Raw genomic sequence first — 16,130 nt, forward strand, 5'->3', positions numbered from 1 at the left:
ATGAACAGTGTATCTATTAAAGAATTAGATCTTAAATACCAAGATGCTCATGTGTTAAAGCAGCTTAATCTTGATATCAAAAAAGGTGAGTTTTTAGTTTTGCTTGGGTCTTCAGGTTGCGGTAAATCGACTTTGCTTAATTGTATTGCTGGTTTGCTGGATATTACGGCTGGGCAAATTTGGATTAACGACCGAAATGTAACCTGGGAAGAGCCGAAAGATCGTGGCATTGGTATGGTTTTTCAGTCTTATGCCTTGTATCCACAAATGACGGTAGAAAAGAATTTATCTTTTGGCTTGAAAGTGAAAGGGATGGCAAAAGAGGAAATACGTGAGCGAGTGGATCGTGCAGCGAAAATTTTGCAGATCGAGCCGTTATTAGATCGCAAACCATCGGAACTGTCTGGTGGACAGCGACAGCGGGTAGCGATAGGTCGAGCTTTAGTTCGGGATGTGGATGTCTTTTTATTCGATGAACCTTTGTCTAATTTAGATGCCAAGTTACGTGCCGATTTACGTGTCGAAATTAAACGCCTGCATCAGAAGTTAAAAAACACTATGGTGTATGTGACCCATGATCAAGTAGAAGCACTGACACTAGCAGATCGTATTGCCATTATGAAAGATGGCGAGATTCAACAATTAAGCTCTCCTGCGGATATTTATCACAAACCATGTAACCTTTTTGTTGCGCAGTTTATTGGCTCGCCAAGCATGAACTTGTTGGAAGGTCGTATTGTTGGTGACAACTTTGTTTACCAAGATTATCGCGTCAATGTCTTAGGGTATGAGTTTGTAAACCAAGGAGACCATGATGAACCTGCCTATTTAGGTATTCGCCCTGAGCATTTGGCAGTTGAGCCCCGTGACGGCTATGTGAAATTGGCTTCCGTTAGTATTGATATTGTTGAGCCAATGGGGGACGAAACCATTGTTTGGTTTGATTTTATGGAACGTAAATGGTCAGTAAAAATACATGGTGATCATCAACTTGCTTGGGGCTCCGAGGTAGATATTTATCTTGATCCTAAAAAAGCGCATTTGTTTTCTAAGCACAGTGAAGTGCGGCTCTAGCCGTCAACATCAAAAGATATCTTACTAATAAAAACAAAAAGGAAGAGACATGAACGAATTTTCATTTCAGCTTTATAGTGCTCGTAATACGACTTCTCTTGATGACGTATTTGGCCTTTTACATCAAGCCGGTTATCAACAAGTAGAAGGGTATGGCGGCTTGTATGCGCAACTGGATGAGCTAGTCAGTTTATTGGCAAAACATCAGTTAACCATGCCAACAGGGCATTTTGATTTGTCCATGTTGGAAAACAACATTCAACAGGCTTTGTATATTGCGAAGACGCTGAATATGCACACTATTATTTGCCCTTTTATTATGCCTGATCAACGTCCAGACAGTGCACAAGGCTGGTTTGAACTCGGGCAGCGATTAGAAGCAATTAGAGAAAAAACCATCAATGCTGGCTTTGAGTTTGGTTGGCACAACCATAATTTTGAATTTGAGCCTTTAGCCGATGGGTCTTTGCCTATGACACATATTTTAGCCGGTGGCCCGAATGTAAAGTGGGAGATGGATGTGTCCTGGGTGGTCAAGGGGGGACAAGATCCAGCTGAATGGTTAACCAAATATCGTGATCGTATTTGTGCTGTGCATTTAAAAGATATAGCACCTCAAGGGGAATGCGAAGATGAAGATGGTTGGGCGGATTTCACCTACGGAACATTACCGTGGGGAGAGTGGTGGCCTGTGGTTCGTGCCACACCAGCGAATGCCTTTGTTATGGAGCATGATAATCCTAACGATTTATCTCGTTTTGCTAATCGTGCCTTAACTGGTGCAAAAGCCTTAGCTCAAGGAGTGAATGCATGAAAACCATTTTGAATGTTGGGGTGATTGGTTGTGGCAATATATCGGATAGTTACTTTTCTTTAGCGCCACAATTCTGCGGTTTCAAAATTGTCGCTTGTGCTGATTTAAACGTCGAGCTTGCTGCAATGAAAGCGCAAAAATATGGTATTGAATCTTATAGCGTTGAAGCATTATTAGCCTCTGAAGGCATTGATATTATTGTCAATTTAACAATTCCTGCTGCCCATTATGAAGTGAGTATGAAAGTACTTGAAGCAGGTAAACATGTTTATTCGGAAAAGCCTTTGGTTTTGAGTCTTGAAGAAGGGCAAAAAATGAAAGCGCTTTCACTTGAGAAAGGGCTCAAAGTGGGGAGTGCGCCAGATACCTTCATGGGCGGTTCTCATCAATTTGCCCGTCACTTATTGGATCAAGGGGAAATTGGCGATGTGTATTCTGGTACTTGTCATGTAATGAGTGCTGGAATGGAAAGCTGGCATCCCAATCCGGACTTTTTCTTTAAAGAAGGGGGGGGGCCGATTTTGGATTTAGGGCCCTATTACATTGCTAACTTGATTCAACTATTAGGTCCCGTGGATTCTGTCATTGCAAAAACAGTGATACCACGTAAGCAACGTAAAATCACCAGCCAACCAAGGGCGGGTGAGATGATAGAGGTAGAAACACCGACAACGATACATGCCATTTTGACCTTTAAAAATGGTGCCATTATTACCTTGGGGGCAAGTTGGGATGTACAAGCTCATCAACATGCCAATATGGAATTATATGGCAGTAAAGGGTCGCTTTATCTTCCCGATCCGAATCACTTTGGTGGCAAGGTTTCTCTTATTCAAGAGGGGCGTGAAGTGCCCTTGGATATGTGGAAGCATCCTTTTGGGGTACCAAATCAAATTCATGGCGAGTTCGCCAAAGCGAACTATCGTACTGCTGGTTTGGCGGAAATGGTGATGGCAATTCACATGGAGCGGGATCATATGTGTTCGCTGGACAGAGCATTGCATGGCGTAGAAGTCATGACAGCGATATTAGCGTCAGGAGAAAGTGGGCAGTCGATCAAAATGACCACTCACTGTGATCGACCAAGAGCACTTGACCCTGAGGCTGCAAAAGCCTTACTTGCAGCCTGTTTCTAGGAGGATATTATGCAAACTTTAAAAGGACCGGCGATTTTTCTTGCCCAGTTTGTGGGCGATGACGCGCCATTCAATAGTTTCGATGCTATTTGTGGCTGGGTGGCCTCTTTGGGTTATAAAGGCGTGCAAGTTCCAACTTGGGATAAACGTTTGATTGATCTAGAAAAAGCCGCTAACAGCCAAGCTTATTGCGAGCAATTGATTGCCACTGCGGCTAAACACGGTGTGGTTATTTCTGAATTATCCACCCATTTACAAGGTCAGTTGGTGGCGGTTCATCCAGCCTATGACGAGGCGTTTGACGGCTTTGCCGATCCTAGCGTACGGGGGAACCCAAACGCTCGCCAAGCCTGGGCTGTAGAGCAATTAAAAATGGCTGCCAAAGCTTCGCAGCGTCTTGGTTTGACCGAGCACGCCACCTTTTCCGGTGCGCTAGCTTGGCCGTATTTTTACCCTTGGCCGCAACGTCCAGCAGGCTTGGTAGAAGAAGCTTTTGCTGAGCTTGGCCGACGTTGGAAGCCGATTCTCGATGCTTTTGACGAAGCTGGCGTCGATCTATGTTATGAAATCCACCCAGGTGAGGATCTTCATGATGGGGTAACCTTTGAGCGATTTCTCGCCGAAGTAGATCATCATCCGCGAGCGAATATCCTCTATGATCCAAGCCATTTTGTGCTACAGCATTTGGACTATCTGGCCTTCATCGATCATTACCATGAGCGCATCAAAATGTTCCATGTCAAAGATGCGGAACTCAACTTAGATGGAAAGTGTGGTGTTTATGGTGGCTTCCAAAACTGGGTGGATCGCCCTGGGCGTTTTCGTTCCATTGGCGATGGACAAGTGGACTTTAAAGGCATCTTCTCCAAATTAGCTGCGTATGATTTTAAAGGCTGGGCAGTGTTGGAATGGGAATGTTGTTTGAAGCACCCAGAAGACGGTGCCCGTGAAGGCGCACAGCATATCCAAGACTTTATTATCCGTGTGACCGATAAAGCCTTTGATGATTTTGCAGATAGCGGAGTGGATGCACAGGCGAATCGTCGTATGTTGGGATTGGAGTAATACAATGACTGAAGCAAGCAAACGTCGTTTACGTCTTGGCATGGTGGGTGGTGGAGAAGGCGCTTTTATTGGTGAAGTGCACCGCTTCGCTGCTCGACTGGATGATCACTATGAGCTGGTGGCTGGAGCCTTATCAAGCCAACAAGAGAAAGCCGAACGCTCCGCTAGCGCGTTAGGTTTGGCTCGATCTTATGTGGACTTTGACGATATGGCTCGTCAGGAAAGTGAGCGAGAAGATGGTATCGAAGTAGTGTCCATTGTGACTCCCAATCACTTGCATGCGGCGGTGGCCATGGCGTTTTTAAAGCGTGGAATTCATGTGATCTGTGATAAGCCACTAACAGCAACTCTGGAGCAAGCAAAAGCACTGTATCAGGCTGCTGAAGATAGCCAAGCGCAGTTTTTATTAACCCATAATTACTCTGCTTACCCTATGGTTCGTGAGGCGAGGGCCATGGTAAAGGCTAGTAAACTGGGTAACATTCGCTCTATTCAAGTGGAATACGCACAAGACTGGCTGACGGAACCTTTGGAACAAACGGGTAATAAACAAGCTATGTGGCGTTCGGACCCAGCTCAATCCGGTATCGCTGGTTGTATGGGAGACATCGGCAGTCACGCCTATCAGTTAGCCTGCTTTGTTGCTGATACAAAAGCAGAGACAGTATTGGCGGATTTATCTCGTTGGGGAGAGGGTCGCCAGTTAGACGATGAGGCCAATATTTTGATGCGTTTCAACAATGGCGCCAAAGGTCACTTGTGGGCCAGTCAAGTGGCACCGGGAAATGAGAATGCCCTGCGCTTGAGGGTATACGGTGAGAAAGCTGGACTGGAATGGTCGCAAGAGTCGCCGAATGAGCTGATCTTTTCGCCGATAGGCTTGCCTCGTCAAAGCTTACGTCGTGGAAATAGTTATTTAAGTGATGCAGCTGCCAATACATCACGTATACCCGCAGGGCACCCGGAAGGTTATTTAGAAGCATTCGCAAACTTGTATCGCGAGTTTGCACAACAGCTTATTGATGATACTAGGTCCGATGATCTGCCAAGCTTGTCTGATGGTTTGCATGGCATGCGCTTTATAACTGCAAGTGTGCACTCTAGCCAAAATAATGGTGTTTGGACTCCGTTAACAGATTAGAGCACTCTTTCAGGAATAGGTGAAACCTTTTAGCCGCATTCTCTTTAAGCGGCTTTTTTTTGCTTGTTGTATACTCATCGTCAAATAGTTAATTAAGCAATAGAAAGAGAAGAAATATGGTCGGAACACAGGCGAATAACCCTTTGCATGGCGTGAAGTTGGAAAAAGTTGTCACAGATTTGGTTGAGCATTACGGGTGGGAAGAGTTAGCGATTCGCATCAATATTAATTGCTTTAAAAGTGATCCATCGGTGAAGTCCAGTCTAAAATTTTTGCGTAAAACACCCTGGGCGCGAGACAAGGTGGAAAGTCTATTTTTGGATACTTTCCATCGTTAGCAACAGACTCGATTTCTGCCTTCGTGCTTAGCTTGATAGAGTTTTTCATCTGCAGTACGAAGGAAATCGGTAAATTCATGCTCTTTTTGTAAGGAACTAATTCCGATACTTACGGTGAGTTTTATTGGTTCGTTATGGCTGAAGAAGGTTTCCTGCTCTATGGATTTTCTTACTGTCTCGGCCAGTTTATAGGCCTCTTCATCACTGATATTTTTTAATAGAGTAACGAACTCTTCACCACCTAAACGATAAACCTCTTTTACTTGAACCGATTTTATAAGTAGGTCTGCGACCTTATTAAGTACTGAGTCGCCAATATCGTGCCCATATTTGTCATTGATGCTTTTGAAATGATCAATATCAATCATGAGCATGTGGATGCTTTGAAAGTTTTTATAGATACCCCGAAAATCTGCTTTTAACGCGTGGCGATTTTTCAGGTTCGTTAGATCATCTTGTAAAGCGAGTGTATGTAGGAAGGCACTGGTTTTTTGCCGTTGCACTTCGTATATATGACAAACAAGCCAAATAGAGCAATAAACTAAGGTAAAGTTGAATATTGTCCTATAAGGCATGAAGACTTGAGTGTCAGTTCGAAAGAAAATAACCATCGCAGCTGATAGCACAATAATGGCGCTAAAAATGAAACCTTTTCTTAAACCAAATAAACTGTAGTACCAAAAGGGTAAGGCCAGTCCCCAATAGGTTGCTCCTGCTACCAACTCCATGACCGCAATAGACAGTAGAATATTAATGGTTAATGAAATCAGAAGGGTATAACTATGCCAAGGACGATATAAGCCATTAGATGACTTATAAAGGCAAAAGCCAGCAAAGACAGCCACGCTAAATTGAACAGCACCTAATCCAAACTTCTGTAACGTGATCATATTGAGTAAAAAATAGACGCTATTCAAAACACAAATTAACGCACTTAGAAATTTATGAAATTCTTCTGGAGAGACAGAGGAATGTGGGTATTGTCGTATACTCATTGGTGATTCACTTAAGCGATGTGGATATAAGGAATAGAACACTTAGTTTTTAGTGAATAAGGCCTACCTCAAACGGCTTCAGTAAAATTTGTTGACCCATAATGCACTACATTTCGACCTTTATGTTTTGCAGAGTAGAGGTTTTTATCTGCAATTCGTAAAAACTCTCTGAAGGATTGTCCTTGTTGAAGTTGGGCAATGCCAATGCTGACGGTGATTTGTATGTTTTTGTGGTGAGTTCTGAATACTGTTTTCTCAACCGTTTTTCTTATGTCTTCTGCAAAGTTAAATGCTTGTACAGATGTGTGTTGTTTTAGTACCAGAAGAAATTCTTCTCCACCGATACGATAAACATGACCATTATCAGTGCAGTCGCGTAATAACTCCGCCATTTCAACCAGTACCGAATCACCAACATCATGTCCAAATTCATCATTAACACTTTTGAAATGGTCGATATCAATAATTAATAGGCGGGTTTCTTCCTGCTCTTCTTCTTGAAATGGATCGACAGGTTCTTTATTAAATTCGTCAAAAAATAATTTCAATGCATGGCGGTTTTGTGCACCAGTTAATGGGTCTTGGAATGCCATTTTTTCTAGCAATACGCCACTTTTGGCATATTGCGTTTCATATAAGAAGCAAACGGAATAAGACAAGAAATAAGCCAGTATAAAATTTAGGACAGATCGGTAAGGAATGAAATCTTCTGTATCTGATTTTATAAAGAGAATAAAGATGGCCGGTATGGAGAATAGAATAGTATAAAAAAGCCCCTGTTTTAGGCCTTTAAGCAGACAATATAAAGGCGGTAAAACAAGCAACCAATAGATAGAGCCCGCTCTTAAGTCGGCAGAATAAAATGCAAAGAAGACGCATAAGGTTAGTGAAAGAACTAACATGTGGCTATGCCATTTTAGTATCTTTCCTTTCTGAGCAGATTTAAAAAAGTATAGGTTAAAAAGGCCAAAAACTGCATCGGCAGCACCAATAGAAATTTGGTTCAAGACGACAAGATTAACAAAGCAGTAGAACATCATAATCACACCCGTTACTAAGCTTAGCCACTTATGTAAGGTGTCTCGAGTTTCTGAAAATAAATTTGTCTGAGTGGTCATCTTTTTACTTTTTTAAGTATGTAAAATAATCAATAGTGGTGACTAAGCCGACATATTCTCTCTTAAAAATATAGATGAGTTAGATTTATTTAAGTAACAATTTGTTACCGATGGCTATGAAGTCGTCTGCTGCATTGATTAATGACTGAGCAGTTAATGATTCAACACCGTAGACTTCTACTCTAGTCTGGTATTTCTCTCTTAGAGTTTTGGCCAAAATATCGAAGTCGCCGTCACCGGAAAGTAGTACCAGTACATCACTGTCTTTACCGTGTTCTATACCATCGATGGCGATACCCACATCCCAGTCGCCTTTTGCCGATCCATCAGAACGTTGAATAAAAGGCTTCAATTTCACTTCAAAGCCAATCGCTCTTAAGATATTTTGAAATTGGCGTTGTTTTTCATCACCTCTGTCTATGGCGTAAGCAATCGCTTTGACAACATTGCGGCCCTCTGTGGCCTGCTGCCAAAACGTGTTGTAATCGAAAGAGCGTCCAAATACTTGTCTGGTGGTGTAATAAACATTTTGAACATCGACTAAAATCGTCACATTTGTCATGGTATTCCTAGGCGGTATTGATGAGAAATAGATTGGGAATAGAGCACGTTACAAGTATTCCAATTGAAAAGAAATCATAAAATTGGAGAAAAAGGGACGATAATTTTAAAAGTATCCCCATTATTTTTTTAAGACACATTTTATTGAATAACGGAGTGTTTATATATGTCTGGGTTTGAACCTGATAATCGCTTTAGGCATTTAACGCCTCGCGAGGAAAATGCAAAAAGTAATGTGGTGATTGCTTATATTTTTATGCTATTAGGAATTTTCACCGGCGTTTTTTGGTTCATCGGTGCCATCTGGGCGATGGTGAAAGTAGATGAAGCACGAGGAACACTTTTTGACGACCATTACGCCAATATAATTGGTACTTTTTGGTGGGGCATCTTTTGGAGTGTAATTGGCGTCATACTGGCGTTCTTTTTTATCGGTTATATCTTATTGTTTTTTATTTGGGTGTGGTCGATTTTTAGAATGGTGAAGGGCATTGCTAGAGCAACGTCTAATCAGTCCTTCCGAGAAACGTTTAAGCCTTTTTAGTTGTCTATTGCTCATCATAGTCCTCACTCACTGACTGTATAGTGCAGGCAGTGAGCTTTTCTCACATAGTCGCCTTAGTCATTGGACAAGGTCATTGTGCTGTCTTTATAAAGCGTATTTTGTCTTGCCATTAACGCAAGCTCTTTTAAGCTGATCGCTGAAGAAGGTGATATTGCTAGGCTCAATTGTTGTGGCTGCTTTAAAAATGCCATTAATGTCTCAGCAATGTGTTTCGCTTCTTTTGAATCTTCTGCTGCAAGGCCCAATGCTTGGCTTGCATATTTCAACTCTTTTAGTTGAATGGTGCTTGATTTATGCAATAGGTCTGATTGAGCAAATAGGTGTTCTGCTAATCCTGATTCTACAAACTTGATCTTTATTGAATGGAGTTCAATCGCGTCCCCGTAAATAATGGGCAATGCTTCAGGTTGACCCATTGCCAGAGAGGCAAGCATATCTGAGCGAAAGTTGGACATAGTGATGGTTTTATCTAATAGGCTGATGTTTGAAAATAAAGACAGTTTACCTACGTCTTTTATATCTAACTTGAATTGAGATGTGACGTTTTCATTGTCAATCTTGGAAGTAAAAGAACCTTTGCCTAATAAGGTATCGATATTGGCTGCATTCATTAGTCTACGAGTATCACGTGACAAACTGCCGATTGGACTTTCTTTGATCCAGAAATCAATATCGAGATCAGGGTATTTAATAGGGTAACTATTTAAGGAAATCCTTGCGAAGCGTAACCAGGGTGAGTATTCATTGCCAAAGCTCACGTTTTCTAAGGATGGCGTTAGGGTAAATGGGTCTAAATGAATGCTTTCGTAATGAACAAGGGGAGCCAATCCTGAGAGTTCTAACTGCTCTTGTATTTTTTTCTCGGCATATTGTGCTCCAAAGTGCTGTACAAGATAGACGATAAAAATAGCCGCGCAGGAGAGTAAAATAAAGTAGGTTATGGCTTTGCCAAGTATGTTTTGGAGCTTTGGAGAGATATTCAATTTTAAATCCATTGATAAAACATTGTAAGTAAAAGAAAAACGAAAACTTTTCGTCCGATTTCTAGGCTGAGATATTATCGGAAAGTGCGTACTATAGACACACAGCGGTTAATTTTTCTTTATTGGTCAACTAGGAGTGCGTTATTTCATCTTTGATTCCCTCACAAGAGGATTTATGGTTTTTGCCTTTAGGCGGCACCGGTGAAATTGGTATGAACATGAACCTATATGGCCATGATGGCCAATGGTTAATGGTCGATTGCGGTGTGTCTTTTAATGAACCATTAACGCCTGATGATCTGCGTACTTCCGAAATCGTTTGTGCAGACCCACGTTTTATTAGTGAGCAAAAAGAGCGCTTAGCCGGCATTGTTATTACTCATGCCCATGAGGATCATGTTGGCGCTTTGCCATTTTTGTGGCGGCGTTTCAAATGTCCGGTTTACACCACAGCGTTTACGGCAGAAGTTTTACGCCGTAAATTGGCTCAAGTGGGTTTAACGGATCAAGTGCCCATTATTGAAGTGCAAGAAAACGAAACCAAAAAGATTGGCGTGTTTAATGTCAAATGGTTGGAACTGACACACTCGGTTCCAGAGCCTTATGCGATGACTATAGATACGCCAGCGGGTCGTGTTTTTCATACGGGTGATTGGAAAATCGATAAAAAACCGATGTTAGGTGGTGCGTTTTCCCCCGCAGCCTTTCAAGCGTTAGCCAAAGAAAACATCCTTGCTATGGTCTGTGATTCAACGAACGCACTTAAAGAGGGTTTTTCACCTTCAGAAAGCGATTGTTACAAAGGTTTATTGAGTACCATTGCAGCGGAAAAGAATCGTGTGGTGGTGGGGTGTTTCAGTAGTAATGTGGCGCGATTAGTAGCGCTTGGAAAAATAGCAAAGGAAACAGACCGTTACCTTGCTTTGATTGGTCGATCGCTGATAAACATGGTGAGTGCGGCTCGTGTAACAGGCCATTGGCCGGATGATTTGCCTATTATCGACGCGGCGCATCTCGGTTATTTGCCCAGAGAAGAAGTCTTGGCTGTGGTGACGGGAAGCCAAGGGGAGCCAAGGGCGACCTTGAATCGCTTAGCCGCGGACAATTGTTTTGATTTGAATTTAGAAGCCGATGATTTGGTGATTTTCAGTTCGATGCGTATTCCTGGTAACGAACAAGCCATTGATCGGTTGGTCGAGCAGTTTAAAGGTCGAAAAATACGTACCTTGCAAGCTCATGAAACGGATTTAACCATCCATGTGAGCGGGCACCCTTGTCGAGGTGAGCTAAAGCAACTCTACACTTGGGTGCAACCGCAAGTAGCGATTCCTGTGCATGGTGAGCCGCAGCACTTAGAAGCGAATGGTGAAGTCGCGAAGCTGAGTCATGTACCCAGTCAGTTAGTTGGCCGCAATGGTGACTTATATCAACTGGCGCCAAAGGTTAGTGTTCGTCGACAGCAGGTAAAAGTCGGTCGCATCGCACTCCTTAGATAACGAGAGTCTGATCAGGAATTATATTAGACCTTCTTTTTGGGCTTGGCTTTCGAAAATGGAGGCTCCCTGTTCAACTAAGAGGTTTTTTAAGTTGTTCACAGGCAGTGATAAGTAACCGTCTTTACGACTGATGACATTATATTGCCTCTGCATATTAAGTTCGGCTATTGGCACTTCTTTTAGGTACTGACCGGATGTAATTGGAAAGCTTAAATTGCGTCTTGAGATGAAACTAAGCAGGTCGGTTTGCATGATAACGGATGGAATCATCAATAATAAGTTGGTTTCAATCTGCACCTCTGGTTTGGGTAAGTTGTTTAGTTCAAAGGCTCGGTCTAACCATTGTCGGCTCATAACAGATGGCGGTGCTAACACCCATTTGTGCTGACTTAATTTCTGTAAACTAATATCTTCTTGGAACACTTTATGAGAACTATTGGCCACGACGACCATGGTGTCTTGGTAGAAAGGAATCCATTCAAAATTTTCGTGTAAATCTGCATTTAATCCAATAACTAAGTCAATTTCACGTTTCTCTAGCTGTTCGTACAAAAAGTCGGTTTGTCCTATTACCGCCTTTAACTGCACATCAGGAAAGTTTTTTGTCAGTATTTTCGTGATGGGTAATATCAAGTGATGTGCAGCCGTAGGAACAACACCAAGCTTAATTTGCCCATGCTCACTGGTATCGAATTCTTTAATTTCTTTAACGATATCGTTGGCGCTGTTGAGTATTTTGTGGGACCGCAGAAGGAGAAGTTCACCAGAAGGGCTGAGTTTTATGTTTCGGCCATGTTTAATAAAGAGCTGGGTATTTAGGTTCCTTTCTAAGCGGCGGACACTTTCGGTTAAGGCGGGTTGTGTTTTATGGAGCTGAGCTGCGGCCTTACCAACATGGCCTAATGTGGCAATACATTGGAAGTAGTAGAGGTCACGTAAGTCTAATTGATCAAATATATTTATCATTTTGAAAAAAATAACGATTAGTATTTATCGATGATATCGAATATTAATTCGTAAATACAGCTTAAAGAGATATACCTTTTTGCTGCTAAACTTATAAAAATAACTTTTAAAAAAGGTCACACCATTATGTCTTTATTTAAAACAGTCCTCGCAGGAGCAGTATTGTCATCTGCTGTTGTCTCTATAGGCGTTAGTGCTGCAGATTATCCCACTCACCCTATCACTATGGTTGTACCTTATGGTGCAGGTGGAACAACGGATATTTCTGCCCGTAAGCTTTCCAGCTTAGCGGAAGCGGAGCTTGGGCAACCTATCGTTGTTGAGAACCGCCCAGGTGGTAGCGGAACTAACGCTATGCGTTCTGTTGCCAAAGCAAAAAACGATGGTTACACACTCATCGCAACAACGTCTTCTCCTTTGTTTGTTACGCCGGCCGTTCGTCCAGTTGGCTATGACTCTGTCAAAGACTTTACACCGATTCTAAATTACTCAGGTCCATATCATGGCGTGTTGGTGCAAGCCGATAGCCCATATAAGTCTTTTAAAGAATTAATGGCGGCCGCTAAGTCTGGCAAATCCATTAGCTACGGCACGGCGGGTGCAATGGGTGGACCGCATTTGTCCTTTGAATTGATTGCTCGTGAAACCGGAGCCAAACTTAAACATGTACCTTTTAATGGTGCGGGATCGGCAACAGCGGCATTGTTAGGTGGTCATGTAGATGTGGCTCTTGTACCTGCATACCGTGATTTGGTTTTGGATTCAAAACTTAGATTATTGGGCGTGTTAGATGACAGTCGTGACCCAGACTTTAAATCCGTTCCAACTCTAAAAGAAGCTGGATACGATGTTGAATTTCCATCTGTGGTTGGTGTCATGGCGCCAGCAGGAACAGATCTTAAAATCGTTGCCAAGCTTGAAGCGACTTTCACAAAAGTTGCTAAATCCGATGAGTTTAAAGCCTTCATGACCAAGCTAAATCAGCCAGTTAGGGTAATGTCGGGCAAGAAACTAGGTGAAACGATCAAGGCTAATCTTGAGACTTTTCGTCAAGTTGCTAAAGAGTTGAGTCAGAAGTAATGAGTTTGTACATTTCAAAGCTATTGGCAAAAAGTGGCTTGCAGTCACTTATTTGTCTGATGTTAGCTGTTTTCGCCGGGCTGGGACTTTGCTTGCTTGATTCGCAAGTGCAAGTGTTTAGCTTTGGTGATTCTTCATTCGATGCGCGGTTTTTTCCGCGCATCGTACTTGTTCTCATTGTTGTTTTGGCTTTGCTGTCTGGCATGGCTAGGGCGAAAAAAATGGATGAGCCAATTGGTTCGTTCGTTGGATGGGCGCGGGTGTTTCTTGTTGTTGGGGTTATAAGCTTGGCACTATGGTTTATGCCGAGTGTTGGTTTTTTACTTAGCTCATTTGTGGTCGCTAGTGTGACGGCGTTTATCCTTGGTGAGCGAGATATTAGGCTATATGTTGGCCTCCCTCTTCTTATTGCTGCAATCGTAACCTTTGGGGCCCAATATGGCCTCACCATTCCTTTACCATAATCCTGTAGGTGGAGCTTTATTAACATGTTACTTGATGCTTTGAATGCATTAATGGATATCTGGGTATTGGTTGCCGCTGTTGTTGGGATCGTAACGGGTATTATTATTGGCGCGATTCCAGGGCTTGGGCCGACTATGGCCATTGCTCTCTTGATTCCAGTTACTTTTACTATGCCGCCCATACCAGCGATTACCTTGTTACTTGGTGTGTATCAAGGTGCTATTTTCGGTGGTTCAATCTCTGCCATTTTATTAAATGTACCTGGTACGCCTTCTTCTGCTGCGACGGCCATTGACGGCCATGCCATGGCGAAAAGAGGAGAGGGCGGACGTGCTTTACGTATTGCGCTGTATGCCAGTGTAGCGGGCAATATATTCAGTTGTCTCGTTTTGATTGTACTGGCGGAACCACTTGCCTCCATGGCGTTGAACTTTGGCCCAGCTGAAATGGCTGCGCTGATGTTTTTTGCCCTTCTTGTTATTGTCTTGTTCGGTGGTGGGGTTCGTTTAGATGCGGCTTTGATGGTGTTATTAGGCGTGTTTGCTGGCATTGTAGGGTTAGACCCTATAGAAGGTACACCCCGTTTTACCTTTGAAAGTTTTGCGATGGAGAATGGTTTGCAGCTAATTCCTGTATTGGTTGGGCTGTTTGCTATGTCTGAAGTGTTTCTGAAGTTATTTGAACGTCGTAGTGAAAATCAAGGGGAGATGGATATACCGGAAATCTTGCCAAGCAAGGTGCGCTTTATTGATATGTGGCGCATGCGTGCGACGCTGCTTTGGTCATCTTTGATTGGTACTTTTGTAGGTATTTTGCCTGGTATTGGTTCAACTGTCCCTGCGTTTATGAGCTATAGCTTAGCGCGAGCTCGTTCAAAACAGCCGAAAAAATTTGGTAATGGAGCGGATGAAGGTATTGCGGCTCCAGAGGCGGCCAATAATGCGGTAACGGGTGGAGCGCTGATACCAACATTAGCTTTGGGTATTCCGGGCGATGCCGTGACGGCGGTTATTCTTGGTGCCTTTATGTTGCAAGGGTTAGCACCGGGGCCTTTTTTATTCCGTGATTATGGACTTGAAGTGTATGCCATCTTTGAAGCCCTGATCTTGTCATCGATTCCAACAATTATTTTTGGTTTGTTACTGTTTAAAGTGGCTGTTCATGTCATACGTATTCAGCCGCGTCATTTGTTTCCAACTATTACTATTTTGGCATTATTAGGTGCCTTCTCCGTAAACAATAGCCTGGTGGATGTTTGGGTCATGCTGGGAGCTGGTTTTGTTGGGTTCCTTTTGCGTCGAGGTGGTTTTCCATTACCTCCGCTGCTTATTGGGTTAATTCTTGGCACACCTCTCGAACAGAGTGTGCGTCAGGCATTGCTGACCAGCAATGGCAGTTTGGATATCTTTTGGCACTCAAACATTGCTTTATCAATATTTGGTTTAACAGCGGCCAGTATATTGATCAGTGTGGTGATTTCAGTGTTAAAAAATAAGCGTCAAAAAGGATCGTCTGATGCCTGATTCTGATTTCATCCTATGTGATAGCCACATGCATGTTTTTAGCCATGATGAGGTAATCCAATCTTCTAAATATGTCGCGCCTGCTAAAGATCTGTCCGATTTCATTGTAGAAGCAACTACAAAAGACATGGGTCGAGCTGTGGTGATACAAGCATCTATTGATGGAACGGACAATTCTAGGTTGCTAGAGACGCTGTTGCATCACGATCAATTGTCGTTACGTGGAGTCGCTATGATTGATGAGCAAAGTGGCGATCTTGAAACACTTGCCCGTGCTGGAGTGCGGGCACTGAGGATTCAAGATAGGACGCGGCTTGGTATTAATGATCTAGATCGCTTGCCAGAGCTTGCAGCGAAAGGCGCTGAAGTGGATTGGCATGTGGAGATTAATACTGAACCGGCTCGCTACGAACGCCTGAGATCGCTTTTGGATAGGCTTCCTGCTGGCCAATCGGTCGTACTCGATCATTTTGGACATTGCGATCCACTTAACCTAGAGCAACGCACTCAGCTATGTCGTTTGCTTGACACGGGGCGAGTATGGATCAAGCTGGCGCCGACTCGGGTGAGCCAGCAAGTTGGTCGCTACCAAGATTTAACCTCCATCGTTCAGACTTTAGCGGGTCAGTATACGGAGCGTTGTCTGTGGGGCAGTGACTGGCCTCATGTGATGACGGCGGAACCTTTACCCAAAACGACTGATATGCTGAATTTTTATAAAGATGTGCTGACGACTGAACAGTTTATTGCCTGTTTCAGTCGCAACCCAGCCACGCTTTATCGATTTTAGATAGCACAAAGCGCGGTTGC

At 43.1% G+C, this 16,130-nt stretch carries 17 protein-coding genes; 12 read left to right on the forward strand and 5 right to left on the reverse strand.

Annotated elements, in window-relative coordinates:
• From C0J08_RS03840 to C0J08_RS03865, 6 genes are all read left to right on the forward strand, one after another.
• Positions 1-1,074, forward strand: coding sequence for an ABC transporter ATP-binding protein (locus C0J08_RS03840; RefSeq protein ID WP_212654802.1), 1,074 nt, complete (start codon positions 1-3; stop codon positions 1,072-1,074).
• Between the two features lie 49 nt (positions 1,075-1,123).
• Positions 1,124-1,888: a sugar phosphate isomerase/epimerase family protein gene (locus C0J08_RS03845; protein WP_212654803.1), complete on the forward strand. Its 765-nt coding sequence runs from the start codon at positions 1,124-1,126 to the stop codon at positions 1,886-1,888.
• A complete protein-coding gene (locus C0J08_RS03850; RefSeq protein ID WP_212654804.1) occupies positions 1,885-3,024 on the forward strand; it encodes a Gfo/Idh/MocA family protein in 1,140 nt (379 codons plus the stop codon). The genes C0J08_RS03845 and C0J08_RS03850 overlap by 4 nt, the downstream gene beginning before the upstream one ends.
• Positions 3,025-3,033: 9 nt before the next feature.
• Positions 3,034-4,089: a sugar phosphate isomerase/epimerase family protein gene (locus tag C0J08_RS03855; RefSeq protein ID WP_212654805.1), complete on the forward strand. Its 1,056-nt coding sequence runs from the start codon at positions 3,034-3,036 to the stop codon at positions 4,087-4,089.
• A gap of 4 nt (positions 4,090-4,093) precedes the next feature.
• Positions 4,094-5,230, forward strand: a complete 1,137-nt coding sequence (locus C0J08_RS03860) for a Gfo/Idh/MocA family protein (RefSeq protein WP_212654806.1) — start codon at positions 4,094-4,096, stop codon at positions 5,228-5,230.
• Between the two features lie 116 nt (positions 5,231-5,346).
• Positions 5,347-5,568 carry a VF530 family protein gene (locus C0J08_RS03865; protein WP_212654807.1) on the forward strand — a complete coding sequence of 74 codons (222 nt, stop codon included), beginning with the start codon at positions 5,347-5,349 and terminating at the stop codon, positions 5,566-5,568.
• Here the strand turns inward: C0J08_RS03865 and C0J08_RS03870 are convergent.
• The 3 genes from C0J08_RS03870 to C0J08_RS03880 form a co-directional block, all read right to left on the reverse strand.
• On the reverse strand, positions 5,565-6,563 hold the full coding sequence (locus C0J08_RS03870; RefSeq protein ID WP_212654808.1) for a GGDEF domain-containing protein: 999 nt from the start codon (positions 6,561-6,563) through the stop codon (positions 5,565-5,567). The genes C0J08_RS03865 and C0J08_RS03870 overlap by 4 nt on opposite strands.
• Positions 6,564-6,631: 68 nt before the next feature.
• Positions 6,632-7,681, reverse strand: coding sequence for a GGDEF domain-containing protein (locus C0J08_RS03875; protein ID WP_249344492.1), 1,050 nt, complete (start codon positions 7,679-7,681; stop codon positions 6,632-6,634).
• Between the two features lie 85 nt (positions 7,682-7,766).
• The gene (locus C0J08_RS03880; protein ID WP_212654809.1) at positions 7,767-8,243 is read right to left on the reverse strand and encodes an NYN domain-containing protein; all 477 of its coding nucleotides are present in this window, start codon (positions 8,241-8,243) and stop codon (positions 7,767-7,769) included.
• A gap of 165 nt (positions 8,244-8,408) precedes the next feature.
• Between C0J08_RS03880 and C0J08_RS03885 the strand changes: the two genes are divergently transcribed.
• The gene (locus C0J08_RS03885) at positions 8,409-8,786 is read left to right on the forward strand and encodes a DUF4870 family protein (RefSeq protein ID WP_212654810.1); all 378 of its coding nucleotides are present in this window, start codon (positions 8,409-8,411) and stop codon (positions 8,784-8,786) included.
• 74 nt (positions 8,787-8,860) lie between these two features.
• On the opposite strand, the gene C0J08_RS03890 is transcribed toward C0J08_RS03885, so the two are convergent.
• Positions 8,861-9,790, reverse strand: coding sequence for an aq_1923 C-terminal domain (locus C0J08_RS03890; RefSeq protein ID WP_212654811.1), 930 nt, complete (start codon positions 9,788-9,790; stop codon positions 8,861-8,863).
• A 152-nt stretch (positions 9,791-9,942) separates the two neighbouring features.
• Between C0J08_RS03890 and C0J08_RS03895 the strand changes: the two genes are divergently transcribed.
• Positions 9,943-11,286, forward strand: a complete 1,344-nt coding sequence (locus C0J08_RS03895; RefSeq protein WP_212654812.1) for a ribonuclease J — start codon at positions 9,943-9,945, stop codon at positions 11,284-11,286.
• 18 nt (positions 11,287-11,304) lie between these two features.
• Here C0J08_RS03895 and C0J08_RS03900 read toward each other — a convergent pair whose 3' ends face one another.
• Entirely contained in the window at positions 11,305-12,252 is a 948-nt protein-coding gene (locus C0J08_RS03900) for a LysR family transcriptional regulator (RefSeq protein WP_212654813.1), read from the reverse strand.
• A 126-nt stretch (positions 12,253-12,378) separates the two neighbouring features.
• Between C0J08_RS03900 and C0J08_RS03905 the strand changes: the two genes are divergently transcribed.
• Genes C0J08_RS03905 through C0J08_RS03920 form a run of 4 tightly spaced genes read left to right on the forward strand, consistent with a single transcriptional unit; the run spans position 12,379 to position 16,110 of the window.
• On the forward strand, positions 12,379-13,332 hold the full coding sequence (locus C0J08_RS03905; protein ID WP_212654814.1) for a Bug family tripartite tricarboxylate transporter substrate binding protein: 954 nt from the start codon (positions 12,379-12,381) through the stop codon (positions 13,330-13,332).
• The gene (locus C0J08_RS03910) at positions 13,332-13,796 is read left to right on the forward strand and encodes a tripartite tricarboxylate transporter TctB family protein (protein WP_212654815.1); all 465 of its coding nucleotides are present in this window, start codon (positions 13,332-13,334) and stop codon (positions 13,794-13,796) included. The genes C0J08_RS03905 and C0J08_RS03910 overlap by 1 nt, the downstream gene beginning before the upstream one ends.
• Before the next feature lie 24 nt (positions 13,797-13,820).
• Entirely contained in the window at positions 13,821-15,320 is a 1,500-nt protein-coding gene (locus C0J08_RS03915; protein ID WP_212654816.1) for a tripartite tricarboxylate transporter permease, read from the forward strand.
• Positions 15,313-16,110, forward strand: coding sequence for an amidohydrolase family protein (locus tag C0J08_RS03920; protein WP_212654817.1), 798 nt, complete (start codon positions 15,313-15,315; stop codon positions 16,108-16,110). Before C0J08_RS03915 ends, C0J08_RS03920 begins: the two co-directional genes overlap by 8 nt.
• Positions 16,111-16,130 lie beyond the last annotated feature (20 nt).

The sequence above is a fragment of the Marinomonas sp. CT5 genome, from assembly GCF_018336975.1.
Lineage (GTDB): Bacteria > Pseudomonadota > Gammaproteobacteria > Pseudomonadales > Marinomonadaceae > Marinomonas.

Bases quoted from the DNA above. Each gene is read 5' to 3' on its own strand.
- C0J08_RS03875 (WP_249344492.1), bottom strand. From the start codon at position 7,681: ATGACCACTCAGACAAATTTATTTTCAGAAACTCGAGACACCTTACAT.
- C0J08_RS03885 (WP_212654810.1), top strand. From the start codon at position 8,409: ATGTCTGGGTTTGAACCTGATAATCGCTTTAGGCATTTAACGCCTCGC.
- C0J08_RS03910 (WP_212654815.1), top strand. From the start codon at position 13,332: ATGAGTTTGTACATTTCAAAGCTATTGGCAAAAAGTGGCTTGCAGTCA.
- C0J08_RS03880 (WP_212654809.1), bottom strand. From the start codon at position 8,243: ATGACAAATGTGACGATTTTAGTCGATGTTCAAAATGTTTATTACACC.
- C0J08_RS03870 (WP_212654808.1), bottom strand. From the start codon at position 6,563: ATGAGTATACGACAATACCCACATTCCTCTGTCTCTCCAGAAGAATTT.
- C0J08_RS03845 (WP_212654803.1), top strand. From the start codon at position 1,124: ATGAACGAATTTTCATTTCAGCTTTATAGTGCTCGTAATACGACTTCT.
- C0J08_RS03850 (WP_212654804.1), top strand. From the start codon at position 1,885: ATGAAAACCATTTTGAATGTTGGGGTGATTGGTTGTGGCAATATATCG.
- C0J08_RS03865 (WP_212654807.1), top strand. From the start codon at position 5,347: ATGGTCGGAACACAGGCGAATAACCCTTTGCATGGCGTGAAGTTGGAA.
- C0J08_RS03840 (WP_212654802.1), top strand. From the start codon at position 1: ATGAACAGTGTATCTATTAAAGAATTAGATCTTAAATACCAAGATGCT.
- C0J08_RS03905 (WP_212654814.1), top strand. From the start codon at position 12,379: ATGTCTTTATTTAAAACAGTCCTCGCAGGAGCAGTATTGTCATCTGCT.
- C0J08_RS03920 (WP_212654817.1), top strand. From the start codon at position 15,313: ATGCCTGATTCTGATTTCATCCTATGTGATAGCCACATGCATGTTTTT.
- C0J08_RS03900 (WP_212654813.1), bottom strand. From the start codon at position 12,252: ATGATAAATATATTTGATCAATTAGACTTACGTGACCTCTACTACTTC.
- C0J08_RS03855 (WP_212654805.1), top strand. From the start codon at position 3,034: ATGCAAACTTTAAAAGGACCGGCGATTTTTCTTGCCCAGTTTGTGGGC.
- C0J08_RS03915 (WP_212654816.1), top strand. From the start codon at position 13,821: ATGTTACTTGATGCTTTGAATGCATTAATGGATATCTGGGTATTGGTT.
- C0J08_RS03860 (WP_212654806.1), top strand. From the start codon at position 4,094: ATGACTGAAGCAAGCAAACGTCGTTTACGTCTTGGCATGGTGGGTGGT.